Origin of the sequence: Oceanobacillus phoenicis (genome assembly GCF_047238145.1) — a bacterium.
Classification (GTDB): domain Bacteria; phylum Bacillota; class Bacilli; order Bacillales; family Amphibacillaceae; genus Oceanobacillus.
Map to the genome: position 1 here is coordinate 1,744,020 of NZ_JBDFME010000001.1, position 23,439 is coordinate 1,767,458.

At 35.2% G+C, this 23,439-nt stretch carries 22 protein-coding genes and 1 riboswitch; of the genes, 15 read left to right on the forward strand and 7 right to left on the reverse strand.

Translation table 11 applies throughout. The features are described from left to right. Positions 1-6 precede the first annotated feature (6 nt). From ABC346_RS08735 to ABC346_RS08760, 6 genes are all read right to left on the reverse strand, one after another. Positions 7-1,356, reverse strand: a complete 1,350-nt coding sequence (locus ABC346_RS08735; protein ID WP_413234487.1) for a copper amine oxidase — start codon at positions 1,354-1,356, stop codon at positions 7-9. Between the two features lie 440 nt (positions 1,357-1,796). Then, positions 1,797-2,558 carry an anti-sigma factor gene (locus ABC346_RS08740; protein ID WP_413234488.1) on the reverse strand — a complete coding sequence of 254 codons (762 nt, stop codon included), beginning with the start codon at positions 2,556-2,558 and terminating at the stop codon, positions 1,797-1,799. Further along, complete coding sequence (locus ABC346_RS08745) at positions 2,555-3,118, reverse strand: RNA polymerase sigma factor (protein ID WP_413234489.1); 564 nt, start codon at positions 3,116-3,118, stop codon at positions 2,555-2,557. The genes ABC346_RS08740 and ABC346_RS08745 overlap by 4 nt, the downstream gene beginning before the upstream one ends. A 153-nt stretch (positions 3,119-3,271) precedes the next feature. Then, positions 3,272-5,335, reverse strand: a complete 2,064-nt coding sequence (locus ABC346_RS08750) for a catalase (RefSeq protein WP_413234490.1) — start codon at positions 5,333-5,335, stop codon at positions 3,272-3,274. Positions 5,336-5,481: 146 nt separating this feature from the next. Then, positions 5,482-6,270 carry a Cof-type HAD-IIB family hydrolase gene (locus ABC346_RS08755; RefSeq protein ID WP_413234491.1) on the reverse strand — a complete coding sequence of 263 codons (789 nt, stop codon included), beginning with the start codon at positions 6,268-6,270 and terminating at the stop codon, positions 5,482-5,484. Between the two features lie 62 nt (positions 6,271-6,332). Continuing rightward, entirely contained in the window at positions 6,333-7,562 is a 1,230-nt protein-coding gene (locus ABC346_RS08760; protein ID WP_413234492.1) for an MFS transporter, read from the reverse strand. A 196-nt stretch (positions 7,563-7,758) separates the two neighbouring features. On the opposite strand from ABC346_RS08760, the gene ABC346_RS08765 reads away from it, so the two are divergent. From ABC346_RS08765 to ABC346_RS08820, 12 genes are all read left to right on the forward strand, one after another. Further along, positions 7,759-8,199: a putative periplasmic lipoprotein gene (locus tag ABC346_RS08765; protein WP_413234493.1), complete on the forward strand. Its 441-nt coding sequence runs from the start codon at positions 7,759-7,761 to the stop codon at positions 8,197-8,199. A 23-nt stretch (positions 8,200-8,222) separates the two neighbouring features. Then, on the forward strand, positions 8,223-8,522 hold the full coding sequence (locus tag ABC346_RS08770; RefSeq protein ID WP_017797836.1) for an iron-sulfur cluster assembly accessory protein: 300 nt from the start codon (positions 8,223-8,225) through the stop codon (positions 8,520-8,522). Positions 8,523-8,784: 262 nt separating this feature from the next. Beyond that, a complete protein-coding gene (locus ABC346_RS08775; RefSeq protein WP_017797835.1) occupies positions 8,785-10,680 on the forward strand; it encodes a PrkA family serine protein kinase in 1,896 nt (631 codons plus the stop codon). Between the two features lie 427 nt (positions 10,681-11,107). Then, positions 11,108-11,368 carry a metal-sensitive transcriptional regulator gene (locus ABC346_RS08780; protein WP_413234494.1) on the forward strand — a complete coding sequence of 87 codons (261 nt, stop codon included), beginning with the start codon at positions 11,108-11,110 and terminating at the stop codon, positions 11,366-11,368. A gap of 139 nt (positions 11,369-11,507) precedes the next feature. Then, positions 11,508-11,987: a DsrE/DsrF/DrsH-like family protein gene (locus ABC346_RS08785; RefSeq protein WP_413236534.1), complete on the forward strand. Its 480-nt coding sequence runs from the start codon at positions 11,508-11,510 to the stop codon at positions 11,985-11,987. A gap of 19 nt (positions 11,988-12,006) precedes the next feature. Continuing rightward, positions 12,007-12,585 (forward strand): sulfurtransferase TusA family protein, encoded by a 579-nt coding sequence (locus ABC346_RS08790; protein WP_413236535.1) that lies wholly within the window; start codon positions 12,007-12,009, stop codon positions 12,583-12,585. Positions 12,586-12,639: 54 nt separating this feature from the next. Further along, on the forward strand, positions 12,640-13,761 hold the full coding sequence (locus ABC346_RS08795; RefSeq protein ID WP_413234495.1) for an MBL fold metallo-hydrolase: 1,122 nt from the start codon (positions 12,640-12,642) through the stop codon (positions 13,759-13,761). A gap of 32 nt (positions 13,762-13,793) precedes the next feature. Further along, a complete protein-coding gene (locus ABC346_RS08800; RefSeq protein ID WP_413234496.1) occupies positions 13,794-14,021 on the forward strand; it encodes a sulfurtransferase TusA family protein in 228 nt (75 codons plus the stop codon). 53 nt (positions 14,022-14,074) lie between these two features. Then, a complete protein-coding gene (locus tag ABC346_RS08805; protein ID WP_413234497.1) occupies positions 14,075-14,857 on the forward strand; it encodes a sulfite exporter TauE/SafE family protein in 783 nt (260 codons plus the stop codon). A gap of 122 nt (positions 14,858-14,979) precedes the next feature. Then, positions 14,980-16,152, forward strand: coding sequence for a sporulation protein YhbH (gene yhbH, locus ABC346_RS08810; protein ID WP_413234498.1), 1,173 nt, complete (start codon positions 14,980-14,982; stop codon positions 16,150-16,152). Between the two features lie 245 nt (positions 16,153-16,397). Further along, complete coding sequence (locus tag ABC346_RS08815) at positions 16,398-17,807, forward strand: SpoVR family protein (protein ID WP_413234499.1); 1,410 nt, start codon at positions 16,398-16,400, stop codon at positions 17,805-17,807. Between the two features lie 105 nt (positions 17,808-17,912). Further along, positions 17,913-18,476, forward strand: coding sequence for a GNAT family N-acetyltransferase (locus ABC346_RS08820; protein ID WP_413234500.1), 564 nt, complete (start codon positions 17,913-17,915; stop codon positions 18,474-18,476). A 19-nt stretch (positions 18,477-18,495) separates the two neighbouring features. Here ABC346_RS08820 and ABC346_RS08825 read toward each other — a convergent pair whose 3' ends face one another. Next, positions 18,496-19,500 carry a YcjF family protein gene (locus tag ABC346_RS08825; protein ID WP_413234501.1) on the reverse strand — a complete coding sequence of 335 codons (1,005 nt, stop codon included), beginning with the start codon at positions 19,498-19,500 and terminating at the stop codon, positions 18,496-18,498. A gap of 180 nt (positions 19,501-19,680) precedes the next feature. Here ABC346_RS08825 and mbcS point away from each other — a divergent pair, with 180 nt between their 5' ends. The 3 genes from mbcS to ABC346_RS08840 all read left to right on the forward strand — a co-directional run bounded on the left by mbcS (position 19,681) and on the right by ABC346_RS08840 (position 22,974). Then, positions 19,681-21,273 (forward strand): acyl-CoA synthetase MbcS, encoded by a 1,593-nt coding sequence (gene mbcS, locus ABC346_RS08830; protein WP_413236536.1) that lies wholly within the window; start codon positions 19,681-19,683, stop codon positions 21,271-21,273. 379 nt (positions 21,274-21,652) lie between these two features. After that, complete coding sequence (locus tag ABC346_RS08835; protein WP_413234502.1) at positions 21,653-22,606, forward strand: dipeptidase; 954 nt, start codon at positions 21,653-21,655, stop codon at positions 22,604-22,606. Between the two features lie 59 nt (positions 22,607-22,665). Continuing rightward, entirely contained in the window at positions 22,666-22,974 is a 309-nt protein-coding gene (locus tag ABC346_RS08840; protein ID WP_413234503.1) for a hypothetical protein, read from the forward strand. A 325-nt stretch (positions 22,975-23,299) separates the two neighbouring features. Then, positions 23,300-23,406: riboswitch (SAM riboswitch) on the forward strand. The last annotated feature ends 33 nt before the right edge of the window (positions 23,407-23,439 follow it).

Sequence of the window (23,439 nt, forward strand, 5' to 3'; positions counted from 1 at the left end):
ATTTCTTTATTGTTTTGAATATTTTTGGCGAATTGTAAATACAACAATTCCAGCTAAAATAATTGCTCCCATTGTCCACATTAGCGCATTAGTAGATTGAGTTTCTGGTGTTCCAAGTCCAGTGTTTGGCATTTCAGAAGGCATATCCGCAGCAAACATATCAGGATGTTGCATTACAATGCCTGAAGATAAGGATTCAGCTGCACCATACATGTGACCATATGCTTCCCTTGCTTGACTGTATGCTTCTTCATAATCCCCAGCTACATAGGCATCAAATGCTCCAATTAATTGTTCAACATGCATCTGCAATCCTTCCGCTAAACCGTCAGCTTGAACATTTCCTTCCGTTGCTTCTTCCATAAATCCAGAGAATTCATCTCTATAATTTTCTAGATTATTTAATGCTTCTTCCTTAGCAGCTTCATCTTCTTCAGCTGTTGCATTTACATAATCAACGAAATATCCAATATGTTCTGACCACATTTCTTCAAAAGCTTGCCCTGCTTCGTCACCATATACAGAGCTTATTGCTTTGGATAAATCTTCTGTATTTGAAGTCAGTGCATTGGCAGCAGCATCAAAATCAGGTGACCCATCTGATCCATTCTGCATAGCAACTACAGCTAGACCAGCATGTTCAGAAAGTAGATGTCCTAAGTCAGCTCGCAAATCTCCAGCAGGCGTAGCCGCTTTTGTATTATCGAAATCCTCTGGGAACTGTTCGGAAATAGCTGTGGATAGGCCTTTGGCTACCATATGCATATGACCAATTGCTTCTCTTTCATGTTCGTAGGCAGTTGCATAATCTTCCTCTATATAACTATCAAATGCTCCAATAAGTTGATTAACGTGCATTTGTAATCCTTCTGCTAGTGAATCTGCTTCAAGACGTTCTCCGGTTGCATCTTCTAAGAATTGAGAAAAGTCTTCACGATATTGTGAGAGTTCATCTAATGCTGCTTGTTTTGCTTCATCATCATTTTCAGCAGTTGCATTTACGTAATCAACAAAAAATCCTATATGGTCGCTCCACATATCTTTAAATGCTTCCCCAGCTTCATCACCATATACTGAAGATATTGCATTTGATAAGTCGTCTGTATTGCTATTTAAAGCATTGACAGAAGCCTCGAAATCCTCAGATTGATTTGCTCCGTTTCTCATAGTCTCTACAGCTAGATAGGCATGTTCACTCAATAAGTGACCTAAATCTGATCGTAAGTCTACTGCTGCTGTTTGAACTGTAGGCTCCTCACTGTGTTCTCCTTCGTGTGCACCAACAAAATTAGCTGTACCTGAAAAAACTAATGCTGCGCTTAATGGTACGATTGATATTGTTTTTTTCCAATTCATGAAAATCCCTCTCCTTTTTCTTTATTTAATAAGCTAACGAAAGGAATATTAAATTGGATCAGTATTTCTAAAATAAAATTTTAATGTTTTTCTATACATCTATTTTTCACCTGTACCGAAAAGAAAAACTCCTTCCAGAACAAAGAATTAAAGCTTTTCTTATTTCTTAGAAGTCGACCGTTTTTTAGCAGGCGAGTCTACAACGATCTAGAAAAAGAAAAAACCACTTTACCTAGTGGATTTTCAATCTTTGTTGACTGAGCAGGAGTAGCGTCTATAGAAAAAAGGTTCGAGGTACGGACAAAAGAATACGGTTTGCTCAAAAGATGAATGATAATGTTGAAGTGGTTTTTCACACCAGTTCGCTACCATATATTTTTTGAGTAAATCCCTTCTGTCCAACCTCTAACCTAGAAAAAACGATATTTTAGAATGTTAGTCTAAAAAGCACTGTGCAATAAAATTTCTCCTTGTGGAGTTTGACTGTTTGCATTCGGTTCTTTTGTGATGGCGATCGTGTCGTAATTATATTGATCAATATTGTCTAAGGAATGCATGACAGCACCGGTTCCATCTTGATCAACAGTAAACGTTCCTGCGCGATGTGGGGTTTCACCTTCTAACACCCAAACTTGATAAGTTTCATCTCCGGTAAGCTCAGGAAGGTTATCGGCTTGGATCATCAATGTTGGAGTCTCATTTTGATCAAGTAAAAATGCTGTAGCATTTGCTTCTACATTTTCCGAAGCCTGCATTTGATATTTATTAGCAATTTGGTTTATAGAGTCAATTGGTGGACTAGCTTCCTCTGTAGTTCCGGAATTAATATAATAGAGTGCTGCACCATTTCCAATCAGGGATAAGGTAAGAACAGCAGCCAATACTGGCTTAAGCCAAGTGCTATTTTTCTTCTTTGGCATATGCACAGAATTATCTTTCTTGACTTCATTTTCACTTTTTTTAGTATTATTGTTAGATTTTTCACTGTCTAGAACATTTGTCAATACTCTTTGTTTCATACCGGAAGGAACTGGTTCTGGATTACTATGATAAGGGAGATCATCCATCAGTTCTTGTAATTCGTCCAATTCATTCTTGCATTCTGCACATTCTTCAAGATGTTGTTCAAAAGTTTTTCTTTCTTCTTCAGTTAATTGATGGTTAATATAATCAATTAAATTATGGCACGCAAGCTTTGTCATGATTGAATCCCCCTTTCATTTGTTTTTTCCATTTGCTTGTTTAGATGGTTTAACGCTAATCGTACTCTTCCTTTCACTGTTCCTAATGGTATATTACATGCTTCTGATATTTTGGATTGTGATAATCCTTTAAAATAAAATAATTCGATAATTTCTTTTTGTTCATCATTTAAACTCTGCATTGCAGAGTTGATTTGTTGTCTTTTTTCATTCCATTCAACCTGTTCCTCTGGTGTTGGTTCATTATCCTCTTGTAGAGTATCTCTTTCCTGGAATTCTACATTGTTTGTCTTTGTTTTTCTTATTAGATCCAAACAAGCGTTTCTTGTAATAGTTAATAACCAGGAAGAAAACTTTCCTTTATCTTCTTTATAAGGAAGGTTGTTTGTCCATAATTTTGTAAAAACATCTTGAACGGCCTCTTCTGCAATTGTTTCATTGCTTGTCATTCGAAGAGAAAATGAATAAAGCAGTTTTTCATAGCGATCATATAGTTGCTCTAATGCTTCTTCATCTTTTTCCTGAATACGCCGAAATAGTTGTATATCATCTATTCGCATCTCATTCTCCTTTTATTTGTTTGATTTAAAGATACCATAGAGTAAGGAGGTATATAAAATGTTTATTTAGATAACGAACATTATTATTGTTTTGGATCATCTTAAACAAAAAAAAACCACAGAATAAAAACTGTGGTAGTAAAATAATCTTATTTATCTATCCCAAAACCGTTGTTTTGCCATTCCATCTATAAATTGCCTTGTAAATTGTCCTCCACCTGTTGGACTTGTGAATACTCCTGGCCGATTAGCAATTCCTAATTGTTGAATTAATATAGCACCTTCTTCAATGCCTCCAATTGGTTTATAATGGTTGAATTGTTCCGTAATAAAGTTGCCAGTCTGATAAGCGAATTGATCACTGGTTTGATCTCCTCCAACAACGAGTAACCCATCATACAGAACCGGTGAAGTTGTTAAGAAGGTGGCATCTACATTTAATTTATCACCATTATCCGCAGTTATTTCTCCTAAGCGCTCACTTATAATAAATGGTTTAAGTTCTACTTCTTTAAAAGATTGTAATAAAGATTCTAAAGCATTTCCATCATATCCATTACCAACAATAACAGCAACTTTTAACGTATCTGGAAGAAATTTTGTATTCATTAAACTTAAAGCAGGAGAGGATTTAGTGACATCTGATTGTTTTATGCTCCCATCTGGTGGTTCTACACCAACTTGTTCTGCTACTGCAGTAGCGAGTGGTCGGCTTATATGTCCAATAAGATTAACAACACGTTGGCGGACTTCAGGAACATTCACTTTACCTAATTCAAAACTAAATGCTTGAAGTATATGACTCTTTTCAACATCCGTCATACTGTTCCAAAATAGTCTCGCCTGTGAGAAATGATCGAGAAAACTAGGTGCAGTTTTTCGTACTTTCAACCCTTCGACTAAAGACGGATACGTAACAAATCCACCTTGAGAACCAGGTACGGTATATGGAGTATTTCCAGCTAAATAATTCTGATGGTAGGCTACTTGGCCTTTATCGATAATATAACGTTGAGATCCATCGCGATGATTATTGTGAAAAGGGCAAACGGGACGATTGATAGGGAGCTGCTTGAAGTTAGTGCCTACACGATAAATTTGCGTATCGGTATATGAGAATAGTCTTCCTTGTAGTAAAGGATCATTTGTAAAGTCAATCCCTGGAACAATATTACCGGGATGAAGTGCAACTTGTTCAGTTTCAGCAAAAACATTCTCTACATTTTTATTTAATGTCATCTTTCCAATCATTTGTAGGGGCACATCTTCTTCAGGCCATAGTTTTGTTGCATCTAATATATCGAAATCAAAATCAAATTCTTGATCTTCTTCTATGACCTGGACCCCTAGTTCATATTCTGGATAAAATCCTTGTTCAATATTTTCCCAAAGATCTCTCCGGTGAAAGTCAGGATCAGCACCGCCAATTTTTTGCGCTTCATTCCAAATTAATGAATGTATTCCTAGTACAGGACGCCAATGGAATTTACAAAAGACAGACTTGCCTTCCGCATTTACCAGTCGGAAGGTATGTACCCCGAAACCTTGTATGGTACGGAAACTCCTAGGAATGGTTCGATCCGACATAATCCACATCATCATAGCTGCCGATTCTTCATTACTACCAATAAAATCCCAAAACGTATCATGGGCTGTTTGTCCTTGAGGGATTTCATTATTAGGTTCAGGTTTCAGTGCGTGAATTAAATCTGGAAACTTGATACCGTCTTGAATAAAAAATATAGGAATATTATTTCCGACTAAGTCAAAATTTCCTTCATCGGTATAAAATTTTGTAGCAAAACCACGAACATCACGTAATGTTTCATTGGCTCCCCGTGAACCGGCTACTTGCGAAAAGCGGACAAATACAGGTGTTTGTTGACCAGCTTTTTGTAAAAAATGTGCTTTCGTTAGATTTGATTGAGTTTCATAACATTCAAATACTCCATGTGCACCATAACCACGTGCATGTACATTTCGTTCTGGGATACGCTCTCGATCGAAGTGGGTCAGTTTTTCACGATAGATAAAATCTTCTAATAATTGAGGTCCTCTATCTCCTGCACTTAACGTATTTTCGTCATTTGAGATCTTTACTCCTTCATCTGTAGTCATTACCTTGTCAGTATTATCACGATAGAATTTCTTTAATTGATCCATTTTCTTATTGTCATCTTGTTTTCGTTTCTCTGGTTCATTATCCTTATCTGACATATTTATACCCCTCCTAATAAAGCATAGAGATTTTTCCAAAAACATCATTAAGAGTGTATTCAAGTCAGAGTTCAGAAATGACATGATACGGAAAAAATCCCCTTGCAATTATTTTAAAATCTAATTGCAGGGGACCAAATTTTTAATCACAGTAATCCAACCATTTTTAATCCATGTAATATTCCATCGTTATTTACGGGTCTTGTAATATAACGTGCTGCAGCCTTTGCTTCTGGTTGCCCATTACCCATCGCTACACTGTTTTGAACTTCCGTAAGCATTTCAATATCATTAAGACCATCTCCAAATGCATACTGCTGTTCATCCGGATAGTCCGTATAAGCTAATAATTTGTTAATTCCATTTGCTTTAGAACCATTGGCTGGCAAAATGTCGACGGATTTGTCATGCCAACGAACAAATTGAAAATCCTCAAACGCTTTTTCATATTGCTTTTCTTCTCCAGCTGTATTAAATAAAAGTGCCTGATATATTTCTCTGCCTTTATAGAAAGCTGGGTCATGTGTAGGATAATGTACTGATTTTAAGCTGTTAATACTTTCTTGAATATATTCATGATCTTCTGGTACATTCGCTTTCATGGACTCATGATTCATAAACACAATGGGGTGATCTCGATCAAGGGCAAACTGAGTAAGTTCTTCTAGAGAACTTGCCTTTAGTGGGTTCGCATATATAACTTTACCTTTATACACTACGTATTGACCGTTATAGCAGACATACGTATCAATTTCTAGTTCTTTTCGTATATCTTCAAACATAAATGGTGCTCGACCAGTAGCAATCGCAACCTCATGCCCAAGCTTTTTTAATTGAAATATTGCATCCTTCGTTGAAGGCGGTAATAATTTATCCCCTTCAGTTAGAAGGGTGCCATCAATATCAAAAAATATAATACTTGATTCTTTAACCACTATATCCCTCTATTCTTTAACGATGTCATACGACTCTATTATGGAGAAAGTAGTAATAGTATTCAACTTATATTACTTTGTACGTTTGTTGTTTCTAATTCAAGCCTGCGAAATACAATCCAAAATATGGCTAAAGTTATCATTAGAAAACTAGCAAAAATATACACTGCAGAAAGTGGTAAATACATTAGAATTATAAATGAAACCATTGGACCCAATGCTGAACCAACATCTACAACTATAGTATGAGCGGTCATCATTTTAACACGATCCGTTCGCACGGCCGCACGAGCTGCAAGAGTATCTGTGGTAGTGGTAAAGATTGTTGATAATAATTGAAATAGAAATATCAATAATATTAACAGTGCAATGGAAGAGGTAAATGCCATTGCTGATAATAAAATCGATCCACCTATTAATGGAACAAGTATAATTGGATAAATGAGTTTACGCTGATCAATCATTTTACCGATAGCTGGAGCAATAAATGGATCCCATGCCCATCGGATTGCTTGCAACGTACCGGCTAACGTAGCTACTCCTAAAATAATAGTTCCTAATTGAATTGGACGCTGATATACATTTTCTAACAAAGGACTGATAGTGGAATTAAATAATCCCATAATAATAAAGCCTTGAGTTACCCCTGTAGCTAGCACGAGTACAGTGAAAGGAGTCATCCATTTTGTTTTGGGTACTGGACCATGAACAGAAGAATCTTTTTTCTCTCCTTTATTAGGAGGAACAACAAACCAAGCTACGGGTATTGCTAGTAAACTAACAAGAGAAAATAACGCAGTAACAAATAGAATAGAAGTTTGATCGACTAAGAATCCTCCTGCTAACATACCGATAAGACCACCTAACCCCCATAATCCATTATACATCCCCATGTGCCATCCACGATTATTATCTGTTGTTACATCAATAACTGTTAAAAATCCTCCTAATCTTATAAAAGACCAGGCTACTCCCCACAAAGCCCGCATAATAACAAGCATCCAAAATCCTTCAAAGATACCATAAGATAATGTGGTAATTACGGCAAGAATGAGTGCAATAAAAACTCCAGTTCTCAGTTGAAAATGTTTATAAAAATAGCCTACTAATGGATTTAATGGCAATCGAATAAATCGATTAATCGATAGCAATACTCCAATTTGCCATATTTCCGTCAGTCCGAAATCTTGCCAATATAACGGGAGTACGATAAATAACATAGCATCACCCATAACCGCAACGCCTGTAATAACGGCAATCCACGCAACCTTACTACGAGAAGATAAATTCATGAAGTCAGCACCTTCCTACTATATATGAATTTTTTAGAAAATAACATTATATTATAACATAATCTTAAATAGATGGAAGTGGCGCGGTACCATTAATTTATTATTATTTTCTATCATTATTCGACTTCTAATTTTTACAAAATGAGACAAATCGCTTACAATCATACTAGAATGTTGTCAGTTAGGAGTTACGGACATGAAAAAATTATTGCCAATTATTCTATGTATCCCGCTATTATTAGTAGGTTGTCTTAGCCCAACTTCTGTAAAGGTAGTAGCTGATGTATATGAAGCAGCAATTGTGGAAGACGATGAATTAGTTGCTAGATACTTTTCTGAGGAGTATTTGGCACAACATTCCGCTGAAGAACTAACGCAAGAAATGGCTGAAGATGTAAGAAATCGCTATGGTGTAAACATGATGAATTTGAAAGAATTACGTATTAGAGAAATGCAAGATAGTTATGTAGAAGAACTAGAAAAGCGGTATGATAACGATGATTGGAGTATTGTAGTGGCTCAAACGAACGATCAAGAAGTGGTTGTTTGGACAATAATTCGTGGTGAAGCAAGCTATATTCTTGTCAATAGTGATCGAATGAGTTTTGATAGATATAATGAAGAAATTATTAGCTAAACTAAAGAAATGGAGATGACATGATGAAAGTAAAAATTAATCGTAATGCAGCAAAGGTATTAAAACGTATGTTGTTAGAGGATGGCTCAGATAAAAAGGTTCGTATATATATATCTCATATGCATGGTGATCACGCACATTATGGGATGTCTTTAGATACTCCCGGTGAACATGATGTTATTGTACAAACTGACAAAGATGTCGATATTATATTAGATTCTAGAGAAGAATTTTTAGATGGAATTTGGATTCAATACTTCTTTGTGGAAGATGAAGGATTTGTAATAACGAATCCAACAAAAGGCCATCACCATCATCATTAATTATAAAAAAATCTGTAGAGCAGCAGTTTTGCTATCTACAGATTTTTTTATTTTGAAAGTGATAGGATGTAATCCCTGCATTTCTTATGCTTAATCAAGAGGATAGACGTGGAAAAACAATCTGTAAATGTGGTATTTTATTATATTTGTCGAATTAGGGGTTATCTCATAAGGACCATTCGTCAAAATTATTTGTACAAGCATGATTTAAATAGCCTATGCATAGGATATAGAAATCGTTGCAAGATGGAGGGAGTCATCGATGGATATAATCAACAGAGTGAAAAATTTGAGAGATGAAGAAAAACGATTAGAATGGGAAGGTACATTCGCAGATTATTTAGAGATTGTAAAGGAACGTCCAGAAGTTGCTCAAACCGCACATTCACGTGTGTATAATATGGTTAAAAGTGCAGGAGTAAAGGAACGTGATGGTCGTAGGATGTATGAATTTTTTGGATCGTCCATTTTTGGCTTAGAGTCTGCAATTGAACGATTAGTAGAAGAATATTTTCATCCAGCTGCAAAACGCCTCGATGTTAGAAAACGTATATTGTTATTAATGGGGCCGGTAAGTGGGGGGAAATCAACGATTGTTAGTATGTTGAAGCGAGGACTAGAGCAATACTCTCGGACAGATGAAGGTGCAGTGTATGCAATAAAAGGATGTCCGATGCATGAAGACCCTCTACATTTAATTCCACAACACTTAAGAGAAGATTTTTTCCAAGAATATGGTATTCGTATTGAAGGTAGTTTATCACCATTAAATACGATGAGATTAGATAAAGAATACGGTGGGAGAATTGAGGATGTAAAAGTAGAGAGAATCTTTTTCTCTGAAGATAAACGAGTAGGAATTGGTACGTTTAGTCCGTCCGATCCTAAATCACAAGATATCGCTGATTTAACAGGAAGTATAGATTTTTCTACAATAGCAGAGTTTGGTTCTGAATCAGATCCCCGTGCTTATCGTTTTGATGGAGAATTAAATAAAGCAAATCGAGGAATGATGGAATTCCAGGAAATTTTAAAGAGTGATGAGAAATTTTTATGGCATCTACTTTCCTTAACACAAGAAGGAAACTTTAAAGCTGGAAGGTTTGCTCTGATATCGGCAGATGAACTTATAATTGCTCACACGAATGAATCAGAGTATAAATCATTTATTTCTAATAAGAAAAATGAAGCATTACATTCTCGAATGATTGTTATGCCAATACCTTATAATTTGAAAGTTAGCGAAGAGGAACGTATTTATCAAAAAATGATTAAAGAAAGTGATATATCAGATGTACATGTAGCACCACATGCTTTACGAGCTGCTGCTATCTTTTCTATTTTAAGTAGATTAAAAGAATCAAAAAAACAAGGCGTTGATATTGTTAAGAAAATGCGTCTTTATGATGGCGAAAATGTAGAAGGTTTTAATCAAGTAGACGTAGAAGAATTGCGGAAAGAATATCAAGATGAAGGCATGGATGGAATAGATCCGAGATATGTCATTAATCGAATATCTTCTACCATTATTCGTAAAGAAGTCCCTTCCATTAATGCATTGGATGTTCTTCGCTCACTGAAAGAAGGTTTAGATCAACATCCATCCATTTCCAAAGACGATTTGGAAACGTATTTAAATTACATCTCGATTGCACGAAAAGAATATGATGAAATTGCTAAGAAAGAAGTACAAAAAGCATTTGTTTATTCATATGAAGAATCTGCCAAGACATTAATGGACAATTATCTCGACAATGTGGAAGCATATTGCAATAAGAATAAGCTTCGTGATCCATTGACTGGAGAAGAAATGAATCCAGATGAAAAATTAATGCGTTCGATTGAAGAACAAATAGGAATTTCAGAAAATGCGAAGAAAGCATTCCGAGAAGAAATTTTAATTCGGTTATCAGCTTATGCTCGAAAAGGGAAACGTTTTGATTATAATTCGCATGAACGTTTAAGAGAAGCAATTCAGAAGAAGTTATTTGCAGATTTAAAAGATGTGGTTAAAATCACCACCTCGTCCAAAACACCGGATGAATCACAACTAAAGAAAATTAATGAAGTTATTGCTCGTCTTATTGATGAACATGGTTATAATTCCGTTTCTGCTAATGAATTACTTCGATATGTTGGAAGTTTATTGAATAGGTAAATGAATCAATTTCATAATTAATATATTTGATATAAAATGCGAAGGTTGCATTGTTTGATTTCCATTTCAGACGGACGCTTTCCGCAGGCACGGCCTCAGCTAACTTGAAAAGAAGAACACTTTTCAAGTGGATCTTCAAGCTCCCTATTCTGAGCAGGAGTCGCCGTCTTCCATTACAATCAAAGCCAAGTATCTTCTGTAATCCGGATATTAATGTTTGTACTCTTATTATTCGGATTTTAATAAAACTTGGCAATTATGAAATTCACTCAAATAGAAATAAAAAACCTGAAAAGTTAGAGTCGATAAACTAACTCTTTAGGTTTTTTATTGTAGCGAAAGTTTAGTAATTTGACATTATACCTATAGGGGTATAAGATAAGGGTATTCGTTACAATAATGTAGAAGAAAAGGAGGGGAAATATTAATGGAATACGATGTTCAAACTAAAAATAGATTAAAACGAATTGAAGGACAACTTCGGGGAGTCTTGAAGATGATGGAAGAAGAAAAAGAGTGTAAAGATATTATTACACAGTTGTCTGCAAGCCGGACAGCCATTGACCGTACGATTGGTGTTTTAGTCAGTACGAATTTAATTGATTGTGTCCGAAACGCAGAAGAACGTGGTGAAGATAGTGATGAACTAGTGAAAGAAGCTGTCAATATGCTTGTAAAGAGCAGATAATAAAAAGGTTGACAGTTCCTTTTTTTAGTAATAATATATACCTATGCGGGTATGGGTAAATAGGATTATAAGTTATCTAATTCACTCGTTTTTTATTTCATTAATTTAATACCTATGCGGGTATAAAAAGGAGGAAAGAATTATGGAAAAAAAGAAGACAACCATTGTACTTTTTAGTGGAGATTATGATAAAGCAATGGCTGCATACATTATTGCGAATGGTGCAGCAGCATATGACCATGAGGTAACCATCTTCCATACATTTTGGGGGCTAAATGCACTCAGAAAAGAAGAACAAGTACCTCTCAAGAAAGGTTTCATGGAAAAGATGTTTGCGAAAATGATGCCGCGCGGTGCAAATAAAATGGGGCTATCCAAGATGAATTATGGTGGGATGGGACCAAAAATGATAAAGCAAATAATGAAAAAGCATAATGCGATGCCATTACCAGATTTAATTAATTTAGCTCAAGAACAAGATGTGAAGTTAATTGCATGTACGATGACAATGGATTTGCTAGGACTGCAAAAAGAAGAATTGTTAGATAACCTCGAATATGCAGGTGTGGCTGCATATATTGGTGACGCTGAAGAGGGACAAATTAACCTATTCATATAATCTGAGGGAGGAATTTATGATGGAATACTTGAAAACGGATCATCAAGTTGATGCTAAAGGATTAGCATGTCCAAAGCCAATTGTTAAAACGAAAAAAGCGATGAACAATGTGAATGCAGGAGAAACAATTGAAATTCTTGCAACTGATCAAGGTTCGAAAGCGGATATAAAGGCTTGGGCAAAGAGTGCTGGACACCAATATCTGGGTACTACTGTAGAAGATAACGTACTCAAGCATTATTTACGAAAGACTACAGAGGTGGAAAAAGAAGAAATGGTATTTTCAAGAACAATAGATAACCAAGAATTAACCAAAAAATTATTGGATTATGATACTGATCAAGATATATTGATAGATGTTCGTGAACAAGCAGAATATATATTTGGCCATATTCCACAAGCGATTTCCATACCTTTAGGAGAAATAGATAATCGCAAAGACGAACTGGATCAAGATAAGACAATATATGTTATTTGCCGAACTGGGACACGTAGTGGGATGGCGGCACTAAAGCTAACAAATAACGGTTTTGAAAATGTAGTAAATGTAAAACCAGGTATGAGTGAATGGCAAGGGGATTTGAAAAGCGATATATAAGCCGAGAAGGCATTTTATTTTTACTTTTTTTAATACGCACGGGGGTATAGGATAATGATGAAAAAAATGAGTGCACATGATTTAACACAGCGGATTTTACAAAAAGAAGAATTGTTTATATTGGATGTTCGAAACGAAGAAGATTATGAAGACTGGAAGGTAGAGGGAGAAAAACTTACACACAAGAACATACCTTATTTTGAACTATTAGAAGGTGTCGATGATTTAGTGAAGGAGTTACCTTCTGATAAAGATATTCTCGTGGTTTGTGCAAAAGAAGGCTCTTCGGTGATGGTAGCGGAGATGCTCGCTGAAAAGGGTATGGATGTTTTCTATCTCGAAGGTGGGATGAAAGCATGGAGTGAACATCTAGAGCCAATCAAATTAGGCGATTTAAACGGTAAAGGTGAATTGTATCAATTTGTTCGAATCGGAAAAGGATGTCTATCTTATATGATCATCTCAGATGACGAAGCGGCAATTATCGATTCGACAAGAATGATAGATAAATATACGAAATTTGCGGAAGAAAAAGAAGTTAAAATTATACATGCGATTGATACGCACCTACACGCAGATCATATTTCCGGAGGTCGTATACTTGCAGAACAGACAAGCGGGTCTTATTGGCTACCACCACTGGATGCTGAAGAAGTTACTTTTCACTATCAAGGATTAGAAGACGGCAGTCAACTAACTGTTGGTTCTTCAACTATAGATATAAAAGCAATTTATACACCAGGGCACACGATTGGTTCTACATCGTTAATAATTGATGATATGTATTTGCTAACAGGTGATATTTTATTTATTGATTCCATCGGCAGACCAGACTTAGCTGGAAAAGCTAGAATCTGGGGGGATGATTTACGAGATAGCCTGTATAACAAGTATAGAGAACTGTCTGGAGAATTAATGGTATTGCCAGCACACTTTATGATTATGGAAGAGTTGAATGAGGATGGAAGTGTAGCAAAAAAATTATCCAATCTATATGAAGAAAACCACGGATTGAATATGGATGAAGAAGCTTTTACAAAATCTGTTACAAAAAATCTTCCGCCACAACCAAATGCTTATCAAGAAATTCGTGAAACCAACATGGGTAAAATTAACCCAGATACAGAAAAACAACGTGAAATGGAAATTGGTCCAAACCGATGTGCTATTCGCTAACTATAAACTTTAACTTTTTAGGAGGATAAAAAATGAATGTGAAAAAAGTGTTAGACGCAAAAGGATTAGCATGCCCAATGCCAATCGTAAGAACAAAGAAAGCAATTGAACAAATTGATTCGGGTGAAATTATCGAAATCCACACAACCGATCCAGGTGCAAAAAATGATTTGACTGCTTGGGCTAAATCAAGTGGTCATGAACTACTCGAGTCTAGTGAAGAAGATGGTGTATTCAAATTTTGTATTAAAAAAGGATAGTGACAAACAATAGGGGCCATCTATTGGTCCTTTTTTTGTAAGGAGGGGAAAATGTGGAATTTGATATTTTATTTATGATTACGATTTTTATGATTGGATTTATTGGATCATTAATTTCTGGAATGGTGGGGATCGGTGGATCAATTATAAAATATCCGCTGCTGTTATACATTCCATCTATGCTAGGTTTTACTGCTTTCACTGCGCATGAAGTATCAGGAATTAGTGCCGTACAGGTATTTTTTGCAACTATCGGTGGTGTTTGGGCTTATCGTAACACAGGTTATTTACATCGAAAGTTAATTGGATATATGGGAGTTAGTGTACTAATTGGTAGTATTATAGGAAGTTTCGGATCTAGCTCTTTTTCTGAGGGAATTATCAATATTGTTTATGGTTTATTAGCAATAATAGCAGCAATTATGATGTTCATCCCAAGAAAAGCGGTTGATGCAAAATCAGATCAGATCCAGTTTAATAGATTATTAGCAAGTGTGTCGGCATTAATCGTTGGTATTGGAGCAGGAATTGTGGGTGCAGCTGGAGCATTTTTATTAGTACCGATTATGCTTACCATCTTAAAAATACCAACGAGAGTTACAATTGCATCATCTTTAGCAATTACTTTTATCTCCTCTATTGGTTCAACAATCGGTAAGATTTCAACAGGTCAAGTCCCGCTGCTTCCAGCTGTTATTATGATTATTGCAAGTTTAATTGCGTCACCACTTGGAGCGAAGATAGGACAAAAAGTTAATACAGCGTTACTTCAGTGGATTCTAGCGATATTAATTACTGGAACTGCAATCAAAATATGGATAGATATTATTTTATAGGGCTAGACTTGTTAGCCCTATTTTCAATTATTAGGAAATAACTTGTATTCTATTGCATAGGATAAAGAAAGTATTTTATAACTTGAAAATACTGAAAATTATAATAATAGGAGAGGGTTAACATGGCGGAAGAACATGAGCATAATTTTGTAGTTTCCCAGGAAAACTGGTCTCTCCATCGAAAAGGATACCAAGATCAGCAACGACATAATGATAAAGTCAAAGATGCGATTAAGAATAACTTGCCTGATCTGGTTAGTGAAGAGAATATTATTATGTCTAATGGTCGAGATGTTGTAAAGATACCGATACGTTCGCTAGATGAATACAAAATTCGATATAATTATGAGAAATCAAAGCATGTCGGGCAAGGGGACGGAGAATCAGAAGTTGGAGATGTTATAGCTCGCGATCCGAATGCTTCCCAACAAGGACAGCAAGGGCAGGGTAATGGAAAGAAAGCGGGCGATCAGCCAGGAACCGATTTTTATGAATCTGAAGTATCCATTGCAGAAATTGAAGAGGCATTGTTTCAAGAGTTAGAGCTACCAAATCTGGAACAGAAAGATGAGGCTGAAATTACCACAGAAAAGATTGAATTTAATGATGTTCGTAAAAAAGGACTAATGGGAAATGTTGATAAGAAACGTACCATTTTAACTGCATTAAAACGTAATGCAAGGGAAGGGAAAGCACAAATAACGCCGATCTATAATGATGATCTCCGTTTTAAAACATGGAATGAAGTAATTAGGCGAGACTCTAAAGCGGTGGTTATAGCAATGATGGATACAAGTGCTTCTATGGGAACTTTTGAGAAGTATATGGCACGAAGCTTTTTCTTTTGGATGAATCGTTTCCTACGTACGAAATATGATACTGTAGAATTTGAATTTATAGCTCATCATACCGAAGCGAAAGTTGTTTCTGAGGAAGATTTCTTTTCTAAAGGAGAGAGTGGTGGAACAATATGTTCTTCTGCCTATTATAAAGCATTAGAAGTTATTGAAGAGAAGTTTAACCCAAGAAGCTATAATATTTATCCATTCCATTTTTCTGATGGCGAGAATATTAGCTCAGATAATGCCACTTGTATAGACCTAGTTCATGAAATTATGGAAAAATCGAATATGTTTGGATACGGTGAGGTAAATGGGTATAATCGTTATTCTACGTTGATGAATGCTTATAAGAATATTGAAGATCCAAAATTTAAGCATTATATTTTAAAAGAAAAAGCAGATGTCTATCATGCGATGAAAAGTTTCTTTCATAAGCAGTCCGAAAAAGTATAGTAATAAAGGCTCAAGAGTAAGGTAACACATGCTTTTGGGCCTTTTAGTATTTTATTTTGAAAGGGAATATAAGCGAATCAATGACTTTTACTCTTTATCCTGAACGCCCACTGAAGGGTTTCACATTATCCTGTTGTCACAAACGTTTTATAATCTAGATATTATTTAAAACTCTGGCAATTCAACGTAAATTTTTTAGCTCTGTATCATAGACTATTAATAAGTGAATTGGGGAGGGATATTTGTTGGAACAAACAAAAGAATTATCATATGCAATTGAAGAAATTACGGAAGTGGCGAAGGGATTTGGGCTTGATTTTTATCCGATGAGGTATGAAATTTGCCCAGCGGATATTATTTATACATTCGGTGCATATGGTATGCCTACAAGGTTTACACATTGGAGTTTTGGCAAACAATTTCATAAAATGAAACTTCAATATGATTTAGGATTAAGCCAAATTTATGAGTTAGTTATTAATTCAGACCCATGCTACGCTTTTTTATTGGATACGAATAGCTTGGTACAAAATAAATTAATTATTGCACATGTGCTTGCTCACTGTGATTTCTTTAAAAATAATATTCGTTTTTCGAATACTCGTCGTGACATGGTCGAGAGTATGACTGCTACTGCAGAAAGAATTGCTCATTATGAAATGATTTATGGTAAAGATGAAGTAGAAAGTTTTCTTGATGCAGTTTTATCGATTCAAGAACATATTGATCCATCCATTGTTCGATCCAAATTACCTCAAAACGAGGATGAAGAAATAGAGGATACTACAATATCAAGAGCATCTGAGTATGACGATTTATGGAAGTTAGATGATGACCAATCAAAACAAGAACCAAAGAAAAGAAAAAAATCGAGGAAAATACCACCACAACCGGAGAAGGATATTCTTCTATTTATTGAAGAATACAGTCGTGAACTGGAAGGTTGGCAACGAGATATTTTAACGATGATGCGAGAAGAAATGCTTTACTTTTGGCCACAACTGGAAACAAAAATTATGAATGAAGGTTGGGCATCTTATTGGCATCAACTTATTATGCGAGAACTTGATTTAACTACGAATGAAACCATTGAATACTCTAAATTAAATGCAGGCGTAGTACAGCCATCTCGAACTTCCATAAACCCGTATTATTTAGGAATAAAGATATTTGAAGATATCGAGGCGCGTTATAACCATCCTACAAAAGAAATGATAGAGAATGGTTATAAACCAAATGGTGGAAGGGAAAAAATCTTTGAAGTTAGAGAAATTGAATCAGATATTTCGTTTATTCGTAATTACTTAACAAGAGATCTTGTTGCACAAGAAGATATGTATCTTTTTGAAAAAAAGGGAAGAGATTATCGCATTACGGAAAAAGATCATCAGCAAATTCGTGATCAGCTTATATCTATGCGGGTTAATGGTGGTTTTCCTTATATTACGGTAGAGAATGGGGATTATCTTCGCAATGGGGAATTGTATCTTGTTCACGGATATGAAGGAATTGAGTTAGATATAAAATATTTGGAACATGTAATGCCATATATTTATCAGTTATGGGGAAGAACCATTCATTTAGAGACGGTTCTTGAAGAAAAAGAAATGCTATATACGTATGATGGAAAAGACATGCTAAAACGAAAAATATAACGGAAAATCAGGGCTGCCGGAAAGAAAGATTCCGTAGCTCTTTTTTTAGTGACATCGAAATACTAATCCCTTATAATGATTATTAATTTTATTTAAATGGGGGAGATGAGATTGCCGATCCAAGATCTATTTAGGCAATATCCGAGATTTGAAACAAATCGATTAATCTTAAGGCAAGTGGAGGAAAGTGATGTAGATGATATCTACGGATATGCATCCGATCCAATATTAACAACGCATTTAACATGGGATGCTCATCGTAAGCTTCAAGATACGCATGATTTTATTCAGTTTGCATTTAAGCAATACGAGGAAACTGGTGTTGGACCATGGGCAATTGTATGGAAAGAAACAAATCAGGTAATTGGAACAATCGATTTAGTTTGGAATAAAAAACATAATAGCGCAGAATTGGCCTATGCAATATCTCGAAAATTTTGGAGGCAAGGTATAGGTACTGAAGCAGTAAAGAAAATAATCGATTTTGGATTCAAAAAGATGGAATTAGAACGCATTCAAGCAAGGTGCGTAACGGATAATATTGCTTCTTATCGTCTAATGGAAACGGTTAGAATGACTTATGAAGGTACATTGCGAAAATCAATGTTCCGTAAAGGAAAACAAGAGGATATAAAAATGTACGCTATATTGCGGTCAGAATATATGTAACCTGAAAAGCTTCTCCCCACTATTGACGAGAAGCTTTCTTATCTCTTTCCTGAAAGTACGTATATAACGATTTTAATGTGTCAGCATTGAGTTCAATATCATTTTCATATGCATATTTCACTGCATAACCTAAAGCTAAAGTCATTCCACCAGCAACACTTCCACCAATAACAGAGCCTGCTCCTGGAACAAATTTTGTAACCTGTCGAAAGATCGTTCTACCAATATTGCCTGTAATGGTAGCAATGGTAAGTTCTCTGGCTTTCTTTTTAGAGAGAGGTTTTTCATAAAGGGCTGCTAAACGAACAATTAGGCCAACTTGTATTCCGGTAAGCGGAATGAAATCAGAACCTGGTAATGGAACGGCACCTACAGCAGTTGCTGATCCAGAGGCCGCTAAAATCCATTTATTTGCAGTGGCAGACTTTTCTTTGATTAGTCGTGCAAACTGAATTTCCTTATGTTTTTTTTTAAGAATACTTAAGATCTCATTTCGTAATTGATCAATATTCTCACCTGTACGTGACGAAATGGGTACCACCGTATAGCGATTTTTCGTATGCTTCTTAATATATTGCACAAGAGTTGGAATATCATCTGCAGCATCGATTTTATTTAAAACAAATACAATATTTTTATTGTGCTTTTCAATTAGCTCGAAGGATTTTCGTTCCCCATCAGAAAATACAGTACCTGCAGCGTTTAAGAAAAATAATACAACATCTGCTTGCTGATAAAAAGAAATCGTTTCTTCCGAATTTTTATGATTAATATCATCTAAGCCTGGAGTATCTGCAAAAATAATTTTATCTCGATAAATGTATTTATCAATTCCGATCGTTTCTCCTGGTTGTGCTCCAACCTTTGCTACTTCATCTCCGATTAATTGGTTTATGGTAGAAGATTTCCCGGTGTTTACATCACCTATCATTGCAAATAGTATCTCTTTATCTAACTGCTCATTTATTTTAGAAGTTTCTTGATTATAAGCTTGTTCAAAATCTTTTTCATTAAATTCTTGCACGTTCTCACACTCCTTAACTGTACTATTCCCTGATATAACGAATCATACACCAGTTATTAGATTCTAGCTAGTCCGTGGTAATATAATGTGAATATTAATATCGTTTTGAATTAGTGTTAGTTTCTGCTATAATAGTCAGAACATAGTAGTAGGTACTAATTAGAGGAGGGGAAATAATTGATGAATCAATCAGATTTAATTGCACCAGAGCAATATAATATCGTGAATGAGTTTGAAAAATATGCAAATGATCAAATGAGAATTGCGGTGAGATGGGAAAACGAATTCGGTGAATATAAGCAGATAACGTACAAACAATTGTTTGACAATGCTAATAAAATAGGGAATCTATTTCTAGAAAATGGATTATCAAAAGGTGATAAAATTCTTGTAATGCTTCCAAGATTGATGGAAACCTATGAAATATATCTTGCAGCATTAAAGACGGGAATTGTCATCATTCCTAGTTCGGAAATGTTTCGAACAAAAGACTTACAATATCGAATAACTCATGGTGAAGTGAAGGGTGTAGTTAGTTATTCTGCATACACCAGTGAATTCCAAAATGTAAAAGAGTTTCATGATTTAATAAAATTTTCTGTTGGTCAAGAGAAGTCTGAATGGTTGTCTTTGGATTATTTGAAACAAACTGCCTCTTCAACATTAGAAACTACTATTACTAAAAAAGATGATATTGCTTTCTTACCTTATACATCGGGAACAACAGGCAATCCCAAAGCAGTTATGCATACACATGGCTGGGGCTATGCTCATATGCAAACAGCGCCAGAATATTGGCTTAGTATAGAAGAGGGAGATACTGTATGGGCAACAGCTGCTCCTGGATGGCAAAAATGGGTTTGGAGCCCGTTCCTATCGGTATTATATAAGGGAGGTACTGCCCTTGTTTATCAAGGGAAATTCGAGCCAAATAAATATCTTGAAATCCTTGAAAGACATCAAGTAAATGTATTTTGCTGTACACCAACGGAATATCGTTTAATGGCAAAATTGGATAATTTATCTGAATACCATTTAGATGCTCTACACAGTGCAGTATCGGCGGGGGAACCATTGAATCGTGAAGTGATTGAACGTTTTCAAAAGCATTTTAATGTAACCGTACGAGATGGATATGGCCAAACAGAAAATACATTGTTACTTGGATTTTTAAAAGGAATGGAAGTAAGACCAGGTTCTATGGGAAAACCGACACCTGGTAATAATGTACAGGTTATTGATGAAGATGGGAATATTGTTGATACTGGAATAGTAGGAGATATCGCTATACCACTTGATACGCCAGCTTTGTTTAAGGGATATTACAAAGATGAGGAACGCACGATAAGGTCACGACGCGGTGATTATTATGTGACTGGTGATCAAGCACGGATCGATGAAGATGGATATTTCTGGTTTGAAGGTAGAAGCGATGATATTATTATTACTTCTGGATATACGATTGGTCCATTTGAAGTAGAAGACGCATTAGTTAAGCATCCTTTAGTAAAAGAGTGTGCGGTTGTAGCAAGTCCAGATGCGGAAAGAGGAAGTGTTGTTAAAGCATTTATTATTTTACAAGATGATGTAATAGGAAATGATGCCGTAGTAAAAGACTTACAAGATCATGTAAAAAATAGTGTTGCTCCATATAAATATCCAAGGAAAGTAGAATTTGTGTCAGATTTACCAAAAACTACTTCTGGTAAAATACGGAGAGTGGAACTTAGACAGAAAGAAAGACAAAACGTAATGGATGATATTAAACGTTAATATAGATTAAATCACCTGAATTTATGAAAGTAAATTCGGGTTTTTTACTTGAATCAATTTCATAATCAAGATAGTGTCTGTAACTCGAATAATGCTGATTTATTTCCATTACAGACGGACCTTTTTAGTAGGCATGGCTTCAGCTAACTTAAAAAGAAGACCACTTTTTAAGTCGATCTTCAAGCTCTGTTATTCTAAGCAGGAGTCGCCGTCTTTCATTCCAATCAAAGCCAAGTTATTGCTAGAATCTGACTTACTCTCACTAATTATTCATAAAACTTGATAATGATGAAATGGATTCACTTTACAAAATATCATGTCATTAATCATAGATAGTTTATAATGTATAGTGACTTATATTTGAAGGAGCGTGAATGTATTGAGATTTATTGACACACATTGCGATGCACTCCTTAAATTGCAGATGGCAAAAAGGGGCTTTCAACAACCAAAAAGATTGTTGAATTTTAAAAATGATCATGAATTAGATACAAATTTAGAAAGGTTGCAGCAAGGAGGTGTGCAAGTACAGTTCTTTGCTATTTTCATTCATCCGGATGTACCAACTAATGAACAATGGCAACATGCTTTAGAGCAAATAGATTTGTTTTATTCAGAAATTATTAGGAAAAATCCACAAATAAAACATATTAAACAATGGCATGAAATTAATAATCTTAAAGCGAATCAAATTGGAGCGGTCCTTACGTTAGAAGGAGCAGAAGCAATAGGAAATGACTTAGTGAAATTGAGACATCTGTATCGGTTAGGAGTTCTTTCCATTGGGCTAACATGGAATCATGCTAATCTATGTGCAGACGGCTCCGAAGAACCACGTGGAGGTGGATTAACAAGATTAGGAAAATCAGTTGTTGATATGAACAATAAGCAGATGGTTTTTACAGATGTATCTCATTTAACCGTAGAAGGCTTTTGGGATGTAATGAAAATTGCTAAGTATCCTTTCGCTTCGCATTCTAATGTTCGTGCAATTTGTGATCATCCAAGAAATTTATATGATGATCAGATAAAGGCGTTGATTGCTCACAATGGACAAATACAGCTTGTATTTTATCCACCGTTTCTTGTTAAAGATGCAGAGGCTGTTAAACTAACGGACCTTTTTCATCATATAGATCATATATGTGCGTTAGGTGGAGAGAAACATATAGGTTTTGGTTCCGATTTTGATGGTATCTCTTATTTTATTGAAGGGCTTGAGGATGCTTCTAAGTATGAGTTATTGCGAGACGAGTTACAAAAACATTATTCTGAAGAATTAGTAAAAGGATTTGTTTATCAAAACTTTATGAATCATTTACCTGATGTATAAGAAGTTTTGATTTTTCCAATACTAGTCAGTAGAGAAGAATAGAATGGCAGGTGCTCTACATGTTACGATTCCTCGTTTTAACATTCGTAGTATTATTTAGTTTTAATCATACAGAGACTTTTGCTGAGCCTTTGGAATCAGATACTTCAAAGAACAGGATACATGAATGGGTAGAGATCGAAAATCATGTAGAAAAAATACATGTAGATACTCATTATATAGAATATCGTCGAAATTTTATTAAAGAAACAAGACCTTGTAAAATTTATCATCATATACGTACTATTGTTTACTATTGTGAAATACATGGACATACAAAAGTAGAAACGATCTTAGAAAAAGTTGAACATAGTGAAGATCATGAATAATAAGGGTTAAAAGTGAGGAAATTATCAGCAGATAATTTTCTCACTTTTTATTTACAAGATAATAAATCAGCAATCTTTCTACGATAATATTGGATAAGCAGCCGATAAACTCCCCTTAAATGTTCAACTAATGGCGAAGTGTAGTTATATTTGTTTCATTGGGAAGAACGAATATCTTATTAAATGAAGTTGTCACAAAAAATGATAAGCTGTATATATTGGCATTAACCTATTCATATCATTCAACTAAGAATAATACGAAATAATTTATTGACATTTCTTAAATTTTGGATTATTATTCTACCAACAACTTCATATTTTGTTTTTCTTATCACGAGAGGTGGAGGGATATGGCCCAACGAAACCTCGGCAACAGGTTCTTAATAGAATACTGTGCCAATTCCATCAAGCAGTTTGCTTGGAAGATAAGAATAGAATGATTTATTGTTTCAAAACCTCTATTCT

Coding starts and splice junctions, on each gene's coding strand:
- ABC346_RS08735 (WP_413234487.1), bottom strand. CDS start 1,356: ATGAATTGGAAAAAAACAATATCAATCGTACCATTAAGCGCAGCATTA.
- ABC346_RS08740 (WP_413234488.1), bottom strand. CDS start 2,558: ATGACAAAGCTTGCGTGCCATAATTTAATTGATTATATTAACCATCAA.
- ABC346_RS08745 (WP_413234489.1), bottom strand. CDS start 3,118: ATGCGAATAGATGATATACAACTATTTCGGCGTATTCAGGAAAAAGAT.
- ABC346_RS08750 (WP_413234490.1), bottom strand. CDS start 5,335: ATGTCAGATAAGGATAATGAACCAGAGAAACGAAAACAAGATGACAAT.
- ABC346_RS08760 (WP_413234492.1), bottom strand. CDS start 7,562: ATGAATTTATCTTCTCGTAGTAAGGTTGCGTGGATTGCCGTTATTACA.
- ABC346_RS08765 (WP_413234493.1), top strand. CDS start 7,759: ATGAAAAAATTATTGCCAATTATTCTATGTATCCCGCTATTATTAGTA.
- ABC346_RS08770 (WP_017797836.1), top strand. CDS start 8,223: ATGAAAGTAAAAATTAATCGTAATGCAGCAAAGGTATTAAAACGTATG.
- ABC346_RS08775 (WP_017797835.1), top strand. CDS start 8,785: ATGGATATAATCAACAGAGTGAAAAATTTGAGAGATGAAGAAAAACGA.
- ABC346_RS08780 (WP_413234494.1), top strand. CDS start 11,108: ATGGAATACGATGTTCAAACTAAAAATAGATTAAAACGAATTGAAGGA.
- ABC346_RS08790 (WP_413236535.1), top strand. CDS start 12,007: ATGGAATACTTGAAAACGGATCATCAAGTTGATGCTAAAGGATTAGCA.
- ABC346_RS08795 (WP_413234495.1), top strand. CDS start 12,640: ATGATGAAAAAAATGAGTGCACATGATTTAACACAGCGGATTTTACAA.
- ABC346_RS08800 (WP_413234496.1), top strand. CDS start 13,794: ATGAATGTGAAAAAAGTGTTAGACGCAAAAGGATTAGCATGCCCAATG.
- yhbH (WP_413234498.1), top strand. CDS start 14,980: ATGGCGGAAGAACATGAGCATAATTTTGTAGTTTCCCAGGAAAACTGG.
- ABC346_RS08820 (WP_413234500.1), top strand. CDS start 17,913: ATGAGATTGCCGATCCAAGATCTATTTAGGCAATATCCGAGATTTGAA.
- mbcS (WP_413236536.1), top strand. CDS start 19,681: ATGAATCAATCAGATTTAATTGCACCAGAGCAATATAATATCGTGAAT.
- ABC346_RS08840 (WP_413234503.1), top strand. CDS start 22,666: ATGTTACGATTCCTCGTTTTAACATTCGTAGTATTATTTAGTTTTAAT.